General features: G+C 41.8%; 15 protein-coding genes. 8 read left to right on the plus strand and 7 right to left on the minus strand.

The window, feature by feature from the left end:
- Window position 1 precedes the first annotated feature (1 nt).
- From INP83_RS10005 to INP83_RS10015, 3 genes are all read right to left on the minus strand, one after another.
- Entirely contained in the window at window positions 2–631 is a 630-nt protein-coding gene (locus INP83_RS10005; protein ID WP_219127313.1) for a hypothetical protein, read from the minus strand.
- A 191-nt stretch (window positions 632–822) separates the two neighbouring features.
- Window positions 823–1,134 carry a hypothetical protein gene (locus INP83_RS10010; protein WP_219127314.1) on the minus strand — a complete coding sequence of 104 codons (312 nt, stop codon included), beginning with the start codon at window positions 1,132–1,134 and terminating at the stop codon, window positions 823–825.
- A gap of 1 nt (window position 1,135) precedes the next feature.
- Entirely contained in the window at window positions 1,136–2,155 is a 1,020-nt protein-coding gene (locus INP83_RS10015; RefSeq protein WP_219127315.1) for a chitinase, read from the minus strand.
- 103 nt (window positions 2,156–2,258) lie between these two features.
- Between INP83_RS10015 and INP83_RS10020 the strand changes: the two genes are divergently transcribed.
- From INP83_RS10020 to INP83_RS10035, 4 genes are all read left to right on the plus strand, one after another.
- Entirely contained in the window at window positions 2,259–2,807 is a 549-nt protein-coding gene (locus tag INP83_RS10020; protein ID WP_219127316.1) for a cob(I)yrinic acid a,c-diamide adenosyltransferase, read from the plus strand.
- 94 nt (window positions 2,808–2,901) lie between these two features.
- Window positions 2,902–3,123 carry a DUF2795 domain-containing protein gene (locus INP83_RS10025; RefSeq protein WP_219127317.1) on the plus strand — a complete coding sequence of 74 codons (222 nt, stop codon included), beginning with the start codon at window positions 2,902–2,904 and terminating at the stop codon, window positions 3,121–3,123.
- Window positions 3,124–3,247: 124 nt separating this feature from the next.
- The gene (locus INP83_RS10030) at window positions 3,248–3,394 is read left to right on the plus strand and encodes a lmo0937 family membrane protein (RefSeq protein ID WP_146268457.1); all 147 of its coding nucleotides are present in this window, start codon (window positions 3,248–3,250) and stop codon (window positions 3,392–3,394) included.
- 105 nt (window positions 3,395–3,499) lie between these two features.
- Window positions 3,500–3,649 (plus strand): lmo0937 family membrane protein, encoded by a 150-nt coding sequence (locus INP83_RS10035; protein WP_146268456.1) that lies wholly within the window; start codon window positions 3,500–3,502, stop codon window positions 3,647–3,649.
- A gap of 36 nt (window positions 3,650–3,685) precedes the next feature.
- Here INP83_RS10035 and INP83_RS10040 read toward each other — a convergent pair whose 3' ends face one another.
- Together INP83_RS10040 and queA are read right to left on the minus strand one after the other, a co-directional pair.
- A complete protein-coding gene (locus tag INP83_RS10040) occupies window positions 3,686–4,414 on the minus strand; it encodes a 2-C-methyl-D-erythritol 4-phosphate cytidylyltransferase (RefSeq protein WP_255563291.1) in 729 nt (242 codons plus the stop codon).
- Between the two features lie 163 nt (window positions 4,415–4,577).
- Window positions 4,578–5,627 (minus strand): tRNA preQ1(34) S-adenosylmethionine ribosyltransferase-isomerase QueA, encoded by a 1,050-nt coding sequence (gene queA, locus INP83_RS10045; protein WP_146268455.1) that lies wholly within the window; start codon window positions 5,625–5,627, stop codon window positions 4,578–4,580.
- 178 nt (window positions 5,628–5,805) lie between these two features.
- Here queA and INP83_RS10050 point away from each other — a divergent pair, with 178 nt between their 5' ends.
- Complete coding sequence (locus tag INP83_RS10050; protein ID WP_146268454.1) at window positions 5,806–7,053, plus strand: ABC transporter permease; 1,248 nt, start codon at window positions 5,806–5,808, stop codon at window positions 7,051–7,053.
- On the opposite strand, the gene INP83_RS10055 is transcribed toward INP83_RS10050, so the two are convergent.
- Window positions 7,050–10,355 carry a PAS domain-containing hybrid sensor histidine kinase/response regulator gene (locus INP83_RS10055; RefSeq protein WP_219127318.1) on the minus strand — a complete coding sequence of 1,102 codons (3,306 nt, stop codon included), beginning with the start codon at window positions 10,353–10,355 and terminating at the stop codon, window positions 7,050–7,052. The genes INP83_RS10050 and INP83_RS10055 overlap by 4 nt on opposite strands.
- 145 nt (window positions 10,356–10,500) lie before the next feature.
- Between INP83_RS10055 and INP83_RS10060 the strand changes: the two genes are divergently transcribed.
- The 3 genes from INP83_RS10060 (at window position 10,501) to INP83_RS10070 (ending at window position 14,835) form a co-directional block, all read left to right on the plus strand.
- Window positions 10,501–11,787, plus strand: a complete 1,287-nt coding sequence (locus tag INP83_RS10060; RefSeq protein ID WP_146268452.1) for a citrate synthase — start codon at window positions 10,501–10,503, stop codon at window positions 11,785–11,787.
- Between the two features lie 189 nt (window positions 11,788–11,976).
- Complete coding sequence (locus INP83_RS10065; protein ID WP_219127319.1) at window positions 11,977–13,869, plus strand: ATP-dependent DNA helicase RecQ; 1,893 nt, start codon at window positions 11,977–11,979, stop codon at window positions 13,867–13,869.
- A gap of 357 nt (window positions 13,870–14,226) precedes the next feature.
- The gene (locus INP83_RS10070; RefSeq protein ID WP_219127320.1) at window positions 14,227–14,835 is read left to right on the plus strand and encodes a GIN domain-containing protein; all 609 of its coding nucleotides are present in this window, start codon (window positions 14,227–14,229) and stop codon (window positions 14,833–14,835) included.
- Between the two features lie 88 nt (window positions 14,836–14,923).
- Here INP83_RS10070 and INP83_RS10075 read toward each other — a convergent pair whose 3' ends face one another.
- Complete coding sequence (locus INP83_RS10075) at window positions 14,924–16,285, minus strand: pyridoxal-phosphate dependent enzyme (protein ID WP_219127321.1); 1,362 nt, start codon at window positions 16,283–16,285, stop codon at window positions 14,924–14,926.
- Between the last annotated feature and the right edge of the window lie 142 nt (window positions 16,286–16,427).

A 16,427-nucleotide genomic window follows, 5' to 3' on the forward strand; every position in this document is an offset into this window, starting at 1 on the left:
ATTAACATTTCAACTCTGCCAGTTTAGCTACAAATTCTGCCAGGTAAAGTGTGTTTTCGGGGGTAACTGGCTTGTGGTTGCCGATGATAAGGGTATGCTCATAGATCTCGATCACAAAGTCTGACTTTTTGATAGACATAACGGCATCCCTGAATTGTTGGTTCATTGCGGCTTCTGTTTTGTGGCGGTCGTCTGTTAAAACATAAAAGCGGTCGCTGAAGGATTTGTCCTCGCGGAAATCAAGCTCGATAGGGAAAACGATCTCCCGTATCTTATCGATAATTGTTTCGGTACGGATCACTACGCGCCCGAAATCTTTTTTAAGGTAGGCCAGCGCCCAGGGCTGGAAGGTATCGCGGTGCTGTATCTTGTTTTTTTGATTGATCCGGGTTGTTTCGGCATCGGTGTCGAGTAGTAAAACATAGCTGTCCCCACAATGATTTTTAATGGCAAAAGTGTTGCGGATGTGAACAGACCGGTGATGATTTAACGTTTCAAATTGCTCTAACTGGAAATCGATATCACCCGGAATGTCTATCCTGAAACGGTTTCTTAACCTTTGGCAAGTCGTCTCGTAAGGGTGTTTTCCAATATCGGGCAAGCCGGTAGCATCAACGGATAAGGAGTTCATTTAGCTAAGATAGCACAATGCGGTATTTGTTACAACCACATTGTTTAACTACTTGATAAGGCCAAACTGCTTAAAATGATGTTTAAAGTGCTTGTTGTGCCATTTTATCCACTCGTTATAGGTCATCATACCGAAGCCGCCGTGTAGTATTTCAATACCGGGGTTAACGTTGTGATGTTGATGAAAATTTTCTATTTCAACAAGTAACTGCCATTTTGCAGTTTCCAGATTCGGGTAAAACATTTCTCCGGCAGTTGACCAAGTACTACATTCCGAGGGATGGGTTCATCTGTGTAAACCCAACGTTTTTTCTGTTCCTTAAAATCTGGCGGTAGGCCAGTATCTATAGGCGTTTTTACGCCGTTTGTGTACTGCACCTCGTTTATCATGTGCTCAACCATTTGTTGTGCAGTCATGTTGCCCCAAAGTGGTAGCGAAACGGGTGTTAGTTTCTTAAGCCGTTGTTGAACACCATCAATATCGGTTACATCAACAGCCAACATATCAATACTTATAAGGCTCCATTTTACCACAGCTACAAGCACAATTAGGGTCGGTAACGCCTAATTTTTTAAGAAAGAACTGGTAAAAGCCTATACGGTCTTTCATACTGTAATTATCTTCGCCCTTGTTACATTCCAATTCGCCGTTTACGATAAGGATGGTCATGCCGAAGCCCGGTGTTCGGCCTTTGGCTCTATCAGTGGCGCTTGGTTGCCATTTACCTATCATCACATCATGTGCTGATGGTTTGTGAGTTTCGGGCGTCATCCAGAAATAAATAGCAGTTTTAAACGATACAACAGGATCAGTTTCAACCAGGCCCGGATTGTTCAGTAATACTTTCTTATCGCCAAAAATACAGTCAGATGCATAACCGTAGTTGCCATTATAACTTATTTGCATAGGCCCGCGACCATAGTATTTTTGGCCTTTAACTGGTGGGTACTCATCGCTATCGCTTATGTATTGCAAAGATGTATTTTCTTCGTGCAGCAGCATAAGGCCGTCGGTATAACTCTCATTTTGACCGTGGCGAGTTTCATGGGCTATTTGCGCAAAAAAAGCTGATAATTCGCGCTTGTTAGTAGTTGCATCACCGGCAGTACAAAACGCGCCATAATCAACAGTGTAACTGCTATCAGGCTTTTGCTTGGCCCAAGGCTCGTTCCAATCACCATCCTGCCTTACGGTTGAAGATTTACCTGTACTTTTATCGGTGCGGATAAATTGGTAAACCGACACCGCTCTGCGTGTAACCTGTACCTTTATCTGTGCCAATTCATCAACTGCTTTTATAAAGGCAGCATAGGTATAAAACTTATCCCGCTCAGGGAAAAGCTCGTTGAACTGCTTCTCTGATATAAACTTACTGAAAGAAGGGGCGGCAGCAGGTTCGGCTTTAACGGTGGCTGTGCTGTCGGTTGTTTTTTTTGCATTACTGTTACCGCAGCTAAAGCTTAACAATGCGGTTGCTAATAAAGTTACAGTAGCCAGCCTGGCAGTAGAAGTGATGATCTTCATGGTAGCGGTACATATTTTATTTGTACAAAACACAAACACGTAGTTTAAGTTTAAACTTTGTAAATATGCATATTAAAACGCCATCACGATTAAATAATTGTTTATGAAGATCTATACCAAAACCGGCGATAAGGGCTTAACCTCGTTAATAGGCGGTACCCGGGTACCCAAGCATCATTTACGTATTGAAGCCTATGGCACGGTTGACGAATTAAACTCCTACATCGGGCTGATCCGAGACCAAAACATTGAACAACACGATAAAGATATCCTCAAAGAAATTCAAGACAGGCTATTTACGGTTGGGTCGTTATTGGCCTCAGATCCCGAAAAATCTAAAATGACAATACCCGATCTTTACGATAATGACGTTGAACTGCTGGAGAAGGAAATGGACAAGATGAATGAGGTTTTACCGGCGCTAAAACATTTTATATTGCCCGGCGGGGCTACAACGGCTTCCTATTGCCACATAGCCCGTTGTGTTTGCCGCAGGGCCGAACGTCTCTGCGTACACCTGGCTGAAGAAAGTAAGGTAGAGGAGAAAGTGATCATTTACCTGAACAGATTGAGCGATTACCTGTTCACGTTAGCGCGTATGGTTGTATATCAGCTTAATGTTGCTGAAAATCAATGGATTCCGAGAGTTTGAAAATTTTACAAAAAAATATTGATTATCAATTTAAAAATATTATACTTTTGCGAAAACATACAAACAGAAAATATTTACCATTTAATATAAAAACATGTATTGGACACTTGAATTAGCATCACATTTAGAAGATGCTCCCTGGCCTGCCACAAAAGATGAATTAATAGATTACGCTATCCGTTCTGGTGCTCCTGTTGAGGTAATTGACAACCTGCAGGCTCTTGAAGACGATGGCGAACCATATGAGAATATTGAAGAAATATGGCCTGATTACCCTACAAAAGACGATTTCTTCTTTAATGAGGACGAGTACTAATAAACCTCTGCTAAAACTTAAAGCCACTGATAATCAGTGGCTTTTTTTATTTTTATCTCTGTTTTGGAATGATTTTGGTTTAGCCTCTCTTAATTAACAAAAACTTAAACAAAAGCATATTAACATGAGAGGTTTACTTTACATTATCGCGGTTATCCTGGTGATAGGATGGGCGTTTGGTTTCTTTTACGCCGGCGCAACCGGAATCATTCATATTTTATTGGTAATTGCAATCATTGCTTTATTACTGGGCGTCATAAGAAGAGCGTGACCAGCCAGGCAATAATTGACTTTATCATTTAAACCAATTGGTTGTAAAACTTTTTTTTGGAGACTTGGTTTATATAACATTTACTTAACAAAAACACACATCACTATGAGAAGCTTATTGTACATAATCGCCGTAATTTTAGTTATCGCCTGGATATTTGGCGCATTTGTAACACCATTTGGTGGCAACATCATTCACGTACTCCTTGTAATTGCAATAATTGCAGTATTATTAGGCGTTATCAGACGAGCATAATATTAAGTCTGACCATAAATATTAGGCCATCAGCTATTAGTTGATGGCTTTTTTGCTTAATAACGCTTCGGCAATTATAACATCTTCGGGAAATGTGATCTTAATATTGCTATGGTCGCCCTTGATTAAATTTATTCTGTATCCGGCTTTTTCAACTACCGAAGCATCATCAGTGAAAAGACTTGTATAGGGTTGTTCATAAGCCTCTTTTAACACCGATGCCCGAAAGGTCTGCGGTGTTTGCACAAGGTAAATTTCATCTCTGTTGAGGCATGCAGAAATGTCGCCGTTCAGCTGTCTTATAGAATCACGGCTTTTTACAGCTGTAACTGCCGTCCCATTTGACGCAGCGACACGAAAGCTCTCTTCGATAGTTTGTTTAGACGTTAGCGGACGAACAGCATCGTGCACAGCAACTATCGCATTGGCTTCAGTTATAATCTCTAAAGCATTTTTTACGGAATGGAAACGCGTTTCCCCGCCCGCAATAACCGTATGAGGTATTGTAAAGCTATGCCGCCGGCATAGCTCTGCCCATAGGTCATGATAATTACTATTAAGCGCCAGGATGATTTGGGGTGCAGCACTACTCTCAAAAAAAGCCCTGATGGTATGCATTAAAACCGGTTGGCCGTAAATTTCAATAAACTGTTTTGGTAAGGCAGATTGCATACGGCTGCCTGTTCCACCAGCAACAATTACTGCGTAATCAGATTTGAGATTTGAGATTTGAGATTTGAGATCGGGCATAATAAAAGTTTTCATGTGATCCCTAATTTATTTCGAATCACATCACAAAAGCTGACAACTTTACTTGTGGGTTGCCGAAACAAGTTCGGCATGACTAATCTTAACAAAGCTATAAAACAAAAATGAGATATGAGTTTTAGTCTCATATCTCATATGTAATATCTGCGAGAAGCGCTGATTAGATGATCAACATCGCATCGCCGTAGCTGTAGAAACGATATTTTTCTTTTACAGCTACTTCATAGGCATGCATAACGTGTTCGTAGCCTCCAAATGCACATATCATCATCAACAGGGTTGACTCAGGCGTGTGGAAGTTGGTGATCATTGAATTTGCGATGCTGAATTCATACGGCGGAAATATGAACTTGCTTGTCCAGTCGTTTGCCGCTTTAAGAGATTTGTTAGCTGATACAGCAGATTCTATAGTACGCATAGATGTAGTACCAACGGCACAAACACGTTTTTTGCGCTCAATAGCACGGTTCACAATATCTGCCTGCTTTTGCTCGATTATAAACTGTTCAGAGTCCATTTTATGCTTGGTAAGGTCTTCAACCTCAACCTGGCGGAATGTACCCAAACCAACATGCAAAGTAACCTCTGCAAATTCAACACCTTTTAATTCAAGGCGTTTCATCAATTCGCGGCTAAAGTGCAAACCAGCAGTAGGAGCAGCCACGGCACCTTCGTTTTTAGCGAAGATAGTTTGGTAACGCTCTTTATCCTCGGCGGTAGCTTTACGTTTAATATATTTTGGAAGCGGTGTTTCGCCTAATATTTCTACGTTACGACGGAATTCTTCGTCAGTACCGTCAAACAGGAAGCGAATGGTACGGCCACGAGATGTGGTGTTATCAACTACCTCAGCAATTAGCAGGTCGTCATCGCCAAAATAAAGTTTGTTACCAACGCGTATTTTACGTGCCGGATCAACCAACACGTCCCAAAGGCGAAGCTCTTTGTTCAATTCGCGAAGCAAAAATACTTCGATCGTGGCACCCGTTTTTTCTTTGTTACCATACATACGTGCCGGGAAAACTTTGGTATTGTTCAGGATCATTACATCCTGGTCGTCAAAGTAATCCAAAACATCTTTGAAGATCTTATGCTCAATCTTGCCCGAATCGCGGTGTAAAACCATTAAACGCGACTCGTCGCGCTTATCTGCCGGGTTGTGGGCAACTAATGATTCAGGTAAATCGAATTTAAACTGAGATAATTTCATGCTTGTATATATGAATTTTTAGGGCGCAAATGTACGAAAATATTATTAAATTATGCGCCTTTGTTTACGGAAACAGGTTTGTGACAGTTTATTGAAAATGCCTGTAACTTAACTCCATAAACACCGTCTAAACCATACTGTTTTAGGCAATACAAAATCTATAACCCGTGGTTAGCTTATGATCATATTAAAACTTATCCGCGAAAGTTTCCTGTTTGCGTACGATGCTTTGAGGCAAAACAAGCTTCGTACCTTACTTTCTTTGCTGGGGGTAACCATCGGTATATTTACCATCATAGCTGTATTCTCTGCAGTAGATACCCTGCGTAATAACCTGCAAAAAAGTGTTAATAAACTGGGGAGCAATAGCATATACGTTCAAAAATGGCCCTGGGTTGGCGAGGATAATTTCCCCTGGTGGAAGTATATGCAGCGCCCGGTACCAAAACTTCGGGATTTTGACCAGTTGGCCCGCCGCAGCCAAACGGCTAAAGCTTTATCTTACGAGATCAGTATCGATAACCGTACGGTAAAATATGGAAGCAACACGGTAGATGGTGCGCAGATAGACGCAGTTTCTCACGATCATGATAAGACCTGGAACTTCGATTTTCAGGACGGTAGATATTTTACGGAGATAGAATCGCGTACAGGGGCGCCAGTTACTATTATAGGAGCAGACATTGCGTCAAATTTGTTCCCGGATGGGAATGCTGTTGGTAAACAGATCAAAATTATGGGCAGGAAGCTTACCGTAATAGGTGTGTTTACCAAAGAAGGCAAGGATATGCTTGGTATAACCAGCGATAACGAGATATTGCTGCCTTTAAACTTTGCCAAGAACGTAATTGACGTTGAGAACGAAAGGTATAACCCGCAGATAGTGGTGCGCGGGCTTGATAATTTAACCGATGTGGAGGTCGAAAGTGAAGTGCGCGGCATTATGCGATCGGTACATAGCATACGCCCGGGCGCAGAGGATGATTTTTCGCTTAACAAGTCAACCATATTAACTAACCAGTTAGATCAGGTTTTCGGGGTATTGAATATTGCCGGTTTGATCATTGGTGGCTTTTCAATCTTAGTTGGTGGCTTCGGTATTGCTAATATCATGTTCGTATCGGTGAAAGAACGTACTAACATCATCGGCATTCAAAAATCATTAGGGGCAAAAAACTACTTTATCATGCTTCAGTTTTTGATAGAAGCAGTTGTACTTTGCCTGATGGGTGGTTTTATAGGTTTGTTTTTAGTTTACCTCGGCACTTTTGCGGTAAAGGCCATAGCAGACTTGCAGGTGGTGCTTGATGCAGGAAACATCATCTTCGGCATAAGTATTTCGGTGGCTATCGGGATGCTATCAGGCATTGTGCCCGCTTACTTTGCAGCTAAGTTAGACCCGGTTGAAGCTATCAGAACTAATTAGGCTTCCTCCGGATCTTTAAGCAGATCCAGACCTTGTTCTTGTTTGCGATATTTTGAAACTTTTTCAAACAGATCTTCGGGCACAAAAGGCTTGGTGATATAATCGCACATACCTGCCTGGTATGCCTTTGTGTAAGTTTCAGCCATAGCATCTGCTGTAAATGCGATTACCGGTATCAAAGGATCTATTTGTTTAATTTGAGCAGTGGCTTTAAACCCATCCATCACAGGCATTTGCAGATCCATAATGATAAGATCGTAAACTTCACCAGCTCTAACTAAATCCACAGCAAGCTGACCATTAATGGATTGTGCAACATGGGCCCGCCATTTCTCTAAAAACTTAGCCGCTATCATCAGGTTCATTTTGTTATCATCAACAACTAAAATTTTCATGCCTGCAAGATCTTGTGGCAAGGTTGGTGCTAACACATCCTCCTCGGTGCTTATATGTTCGCGTGGCTCAAGAGCTGCCACAGGAGCATTGCCAAATCTTATGGAAAAAGTAAAGGCTGTGCCTTTACCCGGCTCGCTGCTAACTTCTATGTTGCTTTGGTAAAGTTCTATAAGGCGTTGGGTAATGGCAAGGCCTAAACCCGTGCCACCATACTCGTGTGTTATGGTTTGCGGACCTTGTATAAATGGATCAAAAACAACGGTCAAATTCTCGGCAGACATGCCAATGCCGGTATCAGTCACGGCAAAATTGATCGTCACGTCGCCGTCTGCAGTGAACTCTCTCATTAGAGATATGGTTACGCTGCCTTTGTGAGTGAATTTAACTGCGTTGCTTACCAGGTTGATTAATATTTGCCCTAACCTTGTTTGGTCGCCCATTACAAAATCCGGGATGGCATTATCGTATTGCAGATCGATCTCCAGGTTTTTTTCAACCGCTTTTGCATAAAACGATTGGCGAATGTTTTGCACCAATTGATGAATATTGAACGGCAGGTTTATCAACTGGAGTTTGCCGGCTTCTATTTTATTGTAATCCAGGATATCATTGATGATCGCCAGTAAGTTTTCACTGCTAAATTTAAGTGTATTGAGGTATTCTAACTGTTCCGGCTTAGGATTCTCCTCTAACAAAAGGTTTGTTGTACCTATCACAGCATTCATAGGTGTGCGGATCTCGTGGCTCATGATGGATAAGAATTCCGACTTAAAGTGCGATGAGCGCTCTGCCTGCTCTTTCGCCGAAATCAATTCCTGCCTAACTTTCTGCTGTATGGTGATATCTTCACCTATGCTGGTGGTTTCCTTAATATTGCCATATTCGTCGTAGCTAACCGTATTTTGCCAACTGATGGTTCTTAGGTCTCCATTGCGGGCGATAATGGGATTAACATAATGTGGTTTAACCGTTTTGTTTTTAAACCACGATGTAATTACTTCCCTGTGTTCGCCGGGAACAAAGTTCTCCATCCAGTCCATCCCTAATATTTCCGCTTGCGAATAACCAACCAGGTTAGCCAGGTATTTATTACAAAAAATCACCTTGCCATCAGCGTTTAAGGATAAGGCCGCCATTTTAATGGTTTCCAATACTAGGCGATACTTATTTTCGGTGCGGTGATGGTCTATTTCTGCTTGTTTACGTTCGGTTATATCCTGCAGCGTGCCAATTATTTTACGTAAGGTGCCATCTTCCCGGTACATAAGCTTACCAATAATAATGCTGATATACTTGAGGTTACCGTTTGGTGTGATGATACGGTATTCATAAGAGCTACCTGTATTATTACCGCTTTTGAATAAGTTGCTTGCAATGTACTGGTCGTCCGGGTGGATGTATTGTAACAACAATCTTCCAAAACGAGATGATGATGCGTTATTGAGATCTATCTCATGTATCGAATTAACCTCATCGCTCCATGATAAAATATTGCTCTTACTATCCCATTTCCAGTTACCTATCTTGGCAATGGTTTGCGCCTCCAATAACTCAGCCTGGCTAATCTTAACCGCTTTTTCGGCAAGTTTAGATTCGGTCAGATCTTGTATAATACCTACAACCCGCTTAAGCCTGCCATCAGTATCCTGCTGCAGATCGCCCATTTGTATCTTGAGGTATTTAAGATTGCCTTTTGGGGTTATAAATTTGTGATCAACGCTGTTTGATCTCGCATTGTTTATTTGTTTAAGATAGTCAGTTACGGCTTCCCTGTCGTCCTGATGAATAAGTCCAATATAATATTCAAATTTACTTGTTCCCTCAGGGATGCTATCGATCTCTAATACATTATAGAGACTGGAAGACCAGTAATTTTCCTTTGTGTCATCATCATACCACCAGTTACCAACTTTAGCCAATTGCTGGGCTTGTAACAACAATGCTTCGTTTTCAACAAGTGCATTGGCATGTTTCTTTTGCTCAGTAATTTCAGTTACTGAAACAGATATGCGTTTAGTGTATGCACCGTTAACATCAAGTACCGGAGACGCTTTGGCTAAAAACCATCCGGGCTCGCCGTAAACAGACGCAAACTCTACCTGGTAAGGCTTTTTGTACCTGATGACATGGTCGTAAACCTCCAGAAAAGGACGCGCACGTTCTTCGCCTATGGCTTCAAATAGCGTTTTATTAATAAAATGTTCGGGTTTTAAATAGGGGGGCGTATTTGGCCCGAACCAAACGTTGATACAGGTCTTGTTTTCATCAAACTCAAAAATAGTATCATTAACAGAGCTGATGAGCGCATGTAGTTGATGCTGGCTCTCACGCAATTTAATGCCCTTACTTATAAGCGATTTATTGAGCTCTACGATGCTTTTTACGGCTTTGCGAAATTGTAGTTTGTAAGCCAGCACTACCAGGAAAGATACGTACGCAACAATTGTGAAAACAGTTATCAATATTAACAGCCCCGGGAGTGGTATCTTACTTGATGATGTAAGATAGGCACCTACAACAGCAAGCGTATTTAGCGACGCCAGACAAACAAATTCCCAGGCCTTTTTACAAAACAGCGTTAACGCGACAAAAATTGTTAACGAGCTGAATAAGTAAACGTTAGCAAAATTATTGATCCCTAAAAGTAAATAGTTATTGATGTACAGGTGGGAGCAAATATTGAGGTACACCATTATCCTCAGCGGTTGCCTGTTCTTAAGATACGATGCTGCTAAAGTTATAAGGCATATCAATACGTTTAGTGCACGCAACCAAATTGGATCAAAACTGTTGTTGTAACACAGATAATGTAAAGACGGGCTTGCAATTAGCAAACCTAACAGCACTAATCTGTTTATGGTTATATCGTTCTCAATAAGCTGCAGAGCTTTGCTTTTAAGCGACATGAAGCAGGGGTAAATTTTTAATCAAGTCAAACAAAATTGAGGACGACAATATAATTACTTAATGAGAATTTTACAGTTAGTAAATCATCATAAAGGCTATTAATACGCAGATTTAATTACATTTGTTGCAAACACTAATTATCCTATGTCTGAGACTGCACAACTAAAAATTGGAGACAAAACATACGAACTTCCTGTAATTGAGGGTACTGAGGGCGAAAAAGCTATCGATATTTCTAAACTTCGTGATCAAAGCGGTTTTGTTACCCTTGATATTGGTTACAAAAATACCGGTGCCACTAAAAGCGCCATCACCTTTTTAGATGGTGAGGTTGGTATACTAAAGTATCGTGGATATCCAATTGAACAGCTTGCAGAGCAAAGCACATTTATTGAGGTTGCTTATTTGTTGATCTATGGCAACCTGCCAACCGAAGAGCAGCTTAAAGCTTTTGAGTATGAAATAAGCCATCATACCCTTGTACACGAGGATATGAAAAAGTTTTTTGATGGTTTCCCTTCAGGCTCACATCCTATGGGGCAGTTATCATCACTAATAGGTGCTTTGGCTGCATTTAATCCTGCTTCACTTAAACAAGGCTTAACTGCAGAGGAAGTGAATTTAGAGATCATTAAACTGATAGCCAAGATGAGCACCTTGGTATCATGGATCTACAAGAAATCGCTTGGTCATCCGGTGATCTATCCTCGCAATAAATTTGACTACGTTACCAATTTCATGCACATGACCTTTGGTCAGCGCACAGAAGATATTGAAATAGACCCGGTAGTGGTTAGCGCCATGAACAAACTGCTTATCCTGCATGCAGATCACGAGCAGAACTGTTCAACATCAACCGTGCGTATTGTAGGTTCATCAGATGCTAACCTTTATGCTTCTATTTCTGCAGGGATCTCTGCATTATGGGGCCCGCTGCATGGCGGTGCAAACCAGGCGGTGGTAGAGATGTTGCAAAAAATTAAAGAAGATGGTGGCGACGTTGATAAATGGGTTGCTAAAGCTAAAGACAAGAATGATTCGTTCCGTTTAATGGGTTTTGGTCACCGTGTTTACAAGAACTTTGACCCGCGCGCCAAGATCATCAAAAAAGCGTGTGATGATATTCTTGAGAAATTGGGCGTACAGGATGAAACCTTAGATATCGCTAAAAAACTTGAAGAGGTTGCCTTAAGCGACCCTTACTTTGTTGAGCGTAAATTATACCCTAATGTAGATTTCTACTCGGGCATCATTTACACTGCGTTAGGTTTCCCTACCGAAATGTTTACTGTTCTATTTGCCCTTGGCCGTCTACCTGGATGGATTGCGCAGTGGAAGGAAATGAAAACCAATAAGGAGCCTATCGGTCGTCCGCGCCAAATTTATGTTGGCGAGGTGAACAGGGAATACACTGATATTAAAAGTAGATAATGCCCGGGTGAACTCACCCCTACGACGCTTGGCTGGTCTACTCTCTCTGCTAGGCAAAGAGGGTAAGAATAAAAAATCCGTCTTTTCGATTGCGAAGAGAGGGGCAAGCGAAGCAATGACGGGGTGAATAAAATCACCGCCAAATATATTTTATCCAAAGCCCGCTTGCCGGGCTTTTTTCGTACAGCAATGACATCACGCGAAATACTTAGACAATATTGGGGACATGACCACTTCCGGCCGATGCAGGAGGAGATCATTGCGTCGGTATTGCAAGGGCGTGATACGTTGGCATTACTGCCTACCGGTGGTGGTAAGTCCGTATGTTTCCAGGTGCCTGCCTTGGCAAGGGATGGTATCTGTATTGTGGTGTCACCACTTATCGCGCTGATGAAAGATCAGGTCGAAAATCTGATCGAAAGAGGAATCAATGCCATATCTATCGTTTCGGGGATGGGTAGGCGTGAAGTGGACATAGCCCTGGATAATTGTATTTATGGCTCGGTTAAATTCCTATACTTATCCCCGGAACGTTTGCTGTCTGATCTGGTGCGCGAACGCATCAGATACATGAACGTTAACCTGTTCGCGGTTGATGAGGCGCATTGTATCTCGCAGTGGGGTTATGATTTCAGGCCACCTTACCTGCAACTGGCTAAGTTGCGAGAGCTGCATCCTGCAGTACCTGTACTGGCCCTTACAGCAACTGCAACTGCAGAAGTAAAGCAGGATATAGAGGATAAGCTTGACTTTAATAACAGCGCTGTATTCGTTAAGAGCTTTGAGCGTAAAAACTTGAGTTACGTGGTGCAAGACACCGAGGACAAACTGCGCAAGCTGATCGACGTAGCTACCGGCATACAAGGGAGCGGAATAGTATATGTACGAAGTCGTAAAGAAACTTTTGAGATAGCGAGGCACTATCAGCGACATCAAATATCTGCCGATTATTATCACGCCGGCCTTTCTGCCGATGAGCGCTCAGAGAAGCAATCGGCCTGGAAAAATAATAATACCCGCATTATTGTTGCCACCAACGCCTTTGGAATGGGTATAGATAAGCCGGATGTAAGGTTTGTGATCCATAAAGACATACCCGACAGCCTGGAGGCTTATTACCAGGAAGCGGGGCGCGCAGGGCGCGACGAGCAGAAAGCTTATGGCGTTTTACTGTATAACGAAACGGATAAATTACGGCAACATAAAAAGTTTTTACAGAATTTTCCCTCTATTGACGAAATAAAAAAGGTATACCATAACCTGGGCAACTATTGCCAATTGGCTTACGAAGCAGGGGAGGGCGTTAGCTTTGATCTTGACCTCGGTGAGTTTTGCAGCAAGTTCGAATTGGATGCTATCAAGACCCTCAACGCACTAAAATTCCTGGAGCAGGATGAGTACGTTTCATTTACCGAAAGCGTTTACCTACCCTCGCGTTTTAGGTTTGAGGTACTTAACGAAGACCTATACAATTTTCAGATACAAAATCCTGGCTGGGACCCATTTGTTAAAACGCTGCTTCGTTCTTACGGAGGTTCGTTCGAGAACTACGTGCGGCTAAAGGAGTTTGACATAGCCAGGCGCACCGGTATGAGTGTGCAACAGGTAATCGCCGGGATGCAGCAACTACAGGCCTTTGGTTTATTAAGCTATATGCCACAAACGGACAAGCCTCAGATCACGTGGTTAAAACCTCGGCAGCCAAACAATCAACTCTACATTAACAAGGCCTATATTGGGCAGCGCAAAGCCACCTATCTTAAAAAGCTTAAAGCAGTATTTGCTTACGCAGACCATGAGGTATGCCGCAGCCAACAACTGCTTAATTACTTTGACGAAGAGGATGCACCAAAATGTGGCGTTTGCGACGTATGCCTGAGAGAAAAGCGTTTGCGTAATGCCGGCGAAATTGTTGACGACCTAACTAACGAGATCGTACAATTGCTTACTATGCGTTCCCATACCATCACTGATCTTATCCCTGCGCTTAAACTTGGTACCGAGCGCGAGAAGATCCAAACCCTCCGTATGCTGCTGGATGCCGGAAAGATAAAAACGGATGGTGAAAATTACTATTTGTAGCGATTTGGTCTAAGTAGACCGTTCACGTTCACGCCATGAACACTTGTGAACACCATGAACGCTTGTGAACGCTGAAAATAGCTTGTCAGCGCGGTTTTCCTTTGCATTAAACACAAACTTTGGGCATAGCATTGAATAGGATCGATCTGTCATATATCAAAATATAGACTTAAATTCTTTAGTGGGGTCAAAATTTCTTCCTCATTTCACCGACCATAAACTGTCATTCACCGACACATTTGCCCCGCCTGTCTATTTCCCGGAAAAGTGCTGTAACGTTTCTTCGTAGTGCTCGTCTTATCAGTGTAATTAATAACAATAAATAATTAAAACACTTACAATCAAAATATTACAGTCATGAAAGCGAAATTTTTAACCATAGCAACTATCTTAACTTTAGCCTTAGGAACAACTACTGCAACCTTTGCAAACGATAAAAACAACAACGAAGAAGTTAGCACAACTTTAACAAACGTAACCAAGATCAACAAGATAGAATTACACGGTAACGTAGAACTATATGTATCTGATGGCGCCGCAGACCAGGTAAAGGTTTACAACAAATACTATTCTGAAAACGCTTTAGTGCAAAACAAAGATGGTGTGTTACGCATATCTTCTTACAACGACAAAAAATTAGTGGTTTGGGTAACTGCCAATGACCTTAGAGCTATCACCGCTTATGATAATGCCGCAATAAAATCATTTGGCAACCTTTCAAAAATTGAGTTGAACGTAACGCTTAACAACAACGCATCTGCCGATCTGAAATTAGATGCTTATGCTGCCAACATCAACGTTAATGATCGTGCTAAAGCAAACATCAGCGGTAGCGTTAACGATTACAGCATTACTCAAGATCAGTCAGCTACCGTTAACGAAAGTAAATTGGTTGCTGGTAATACTATTAAATCGACCACTAACAAATATGTAAAGGCTGATAAAGCAGAATTAGCCATCCTGTAAAGCAATTACTTTTTAAAAGTCCAACATATATTAAAATCAAAAGCCATCAGCGATTGACTGATGGCTTTTTTGTTTGTTTGGTCTTTGCTTACGCCGATATCGCGTTGATAATGTCGTACTGGGTAATGATCTCAATCTTCCCCTGCTCATCTTCAACTAAAACAGCAATGTTGTCCTTATTGATCATGCCCGAAATACGGTCGATAGATGTATTAAGATCAATGAAAGGGAACGGGGCTGTAGAGATGCTTTTAACCGGCTGAGATTTGATACCGGGATTTTCCATTAACGAGTTAAGAATATCACTCTCTGTGATCTTGCCGATCACCATGCCTTGCTGTGTTACCGGTATCTGGCTTATGTTGAGCAATTTGATAACATTAATGGCCTCAAGCACTGTTTTTTCGCAATCGATTGTAATGATTTCCGTGCTTTCTTTTTTAGAGATGATATCCTTAGCAGTGAGTTTGCCGTCTTTCAAGAACCCGCGATCTCGCAGCCAGTCATCATTGTACATTTTGCCCAAATAACGAGTACCATGGTCTGGAAAGATGATCACCACCACGTCGCCTTCTTTAAACCTATCTTTCATTTGAAGGGCACCTGCAACAGCAGCACCGGTTGAGTTACCTGCAAAAATACCTTCTTTACGCGCAATCTCGCGCGTCATTAAGGCCGCATCTTTATCGCTTACCTTTTCAAAATAATCTATCAGGCTAAAATCAACATTCTGAGGCAGAAAGTCTTCACCGATACCTTCGGTGATGTACGGATAGATCTCGTCCTTATCAAAAATGCCGGTCTCTTTATATTTCTTAAATACAGAACCATAAGTATCAATACCCAGTACCTGGATGTTTGGATTTTTCTCCTTTAAATAACGTGCAGTGCCTGAGATGGTACCACCTGTACCTACGCCCACAATAAGATGGGTTATCTTACCTTCGGTTTGTTCCCATATTTCGGGGCCGGTTTGCTCATAATGCGCTTGCGAGTTGGATAAGTTATCGTACTGGTTTGGCTTCCAAGAATTTGGTACTTCACGCTCTAAACGAGAAGATACAGAATAATAAGATCTTGGATCTTCAGGCTCAACGTTGGTAGGGCACACGATAACCTCGGCACCAAAGGCACGAAGAGCGTCAAATTTTTCCTTCGACTGCTTATCGGTACTGGTAAAAATACATTTATATCCCTTTATAACAGCCGCAATGGCCAGTCCCATACCTGTATTACCTGATGTCCCTTCAATAATGGTTCCTCCCGGTTTAAGCTTTCCGCTTTTCTCGGCATCCTCTATCATCTTAAGGGCCATACGGTCTTTTATAGAGTTACCGGGGTTAGTTGTTTCAATTTTAGCTAAAACGGTAGCTGGTATGTCTTTTACTATTTTATTGAGCTTAACCAAAGGGGTTTGGCCAATGGTTTCTAATATATTGTTATACCACATAGTCTATTGTCTACTTATCCTGTATATTTAATTGGATAGTACACAAAATTAGGAAAATTATTGGGCAGATGCCCAATTTAACCATTCACTAAATGTCAAGAAATGATAGGGGTAAACATAATTTCAGGTGTCCCACACGCCG

This window comes from Mucilaginibacter sp. 21P, from assembly GCF_019331605.1.
Lineage (GTDB): Bacteria > Bacteroidota > Bacteroidia > Sphingobacteriales > Sphingobacteriaceae > Mucilaginibacter > Mucilaginibacter achroorhodeus.

Excerpts from the sequence above, each read along its gene's own strand:
- INP83_RS10005 (WP_219127313.1), bottom strand. The coding sequence starts at position 631 with ATGAACTCCTTATCCGTTGATGCTACCGGCTTGCCCGATATTGGAAAA.
- INP83_RS10010 (WP_219127314.1), bottom strand. The coding sequence starts at position 1,134 with ATGTTGGCTGTTGATGTAACCGATATTGATGGTGTTCAACAACGGCTT.
- INP83_RS10015 (WP_219127315.1), bottom strand. The coding sequence starts at position 2,155 with ATGAAGATCATCACTTCTACTGCCAGGCTGGCTACTGTAACTTTATTA.
- INP83_RS10020 (WP_219127316.1), top strand. The coding sequence starts at position 2,259 with ATGAAGATCTATACCAAAACCGGCGATAAGGGCTTAACCTCGTTAATA.
- INP83_RS10025 (WP_219127317.1), top strand. The coding sequence starts at position 2,902 with ATGTATTGGACACTTGAATTAGCATCACATTTAGAAGATGCTCCCTGG.
- INP83_RS10030 (WP_146268457.1), top strand. The coding sequence starts at position 3,248 with ATGAGAGGTTTACTTTACATTATCGCGGTTATCCTGGTGATAGGATGG.
- INP83_RS10035 (WP_146268456.1), top strand. The coding sequence starts at position 3,500 with ATGAGAAGCTTATTGTACATAATCGCCGTAATTTTAGTTATCGCCTGG.
- INP83_RS10040 (WP_255563291.1), bottom strand. The coding sequence starts at position 4,414 with ATGAAAACTTTTATTATGCCCGATCTCAAATCTCAAATCTCAAATCTC.
- queA (WP_146268455.1), bottom strand. The coding sequence starts at position 5,627 with ATGAAATTATCTCAGTTTAAATTCGATTTACCTGAATCATTAGTTGCC.
- INP83_RS10050 (WP_146268454.1), top strand. The coding sequence starts at position 5,806 with ATGATCATATTAAAACTTATCCGCGAAAGTTTCCTGTTTGCGTACGAT.
- INP83_RS10055 (WP_219127318.1), bottom strand. The coding sequence starts at position 10,355 with ATGTCGCTTAAAAGCAAAGCTCTGCAGCTTATTGAGAACGATATAACC.
- INP83_RS10060 (WP_146268452.1), top strand. The coding sequence starts at position 10,501 with ATGTCTGAGACTGCACAACTAAAAATTGGAGACAAAACATACGAACTT.
- INP83_RS10065 (WP_219127319.1), top strand. The coding sequence starts at position 11,977 with ATGACATCACGCGAAATACTTAGACAATATTGGGGACATGACCACTTC.
- INP83_RS10070 (WP_219127320.1), top strand. The coding sequence starts at position 14,227 with ATGAAAGCGAAATTTTTAACCATAGCAACTATCTTAACTTTAGCCTTA.
- INP83_RS10075 (WP_219127321.1), bottom strand. The coding sequence starts at position 16,285 with ATGTGGTATAACAATATATTAGAAACCATTGGCCAAACCCCTTTGGTT.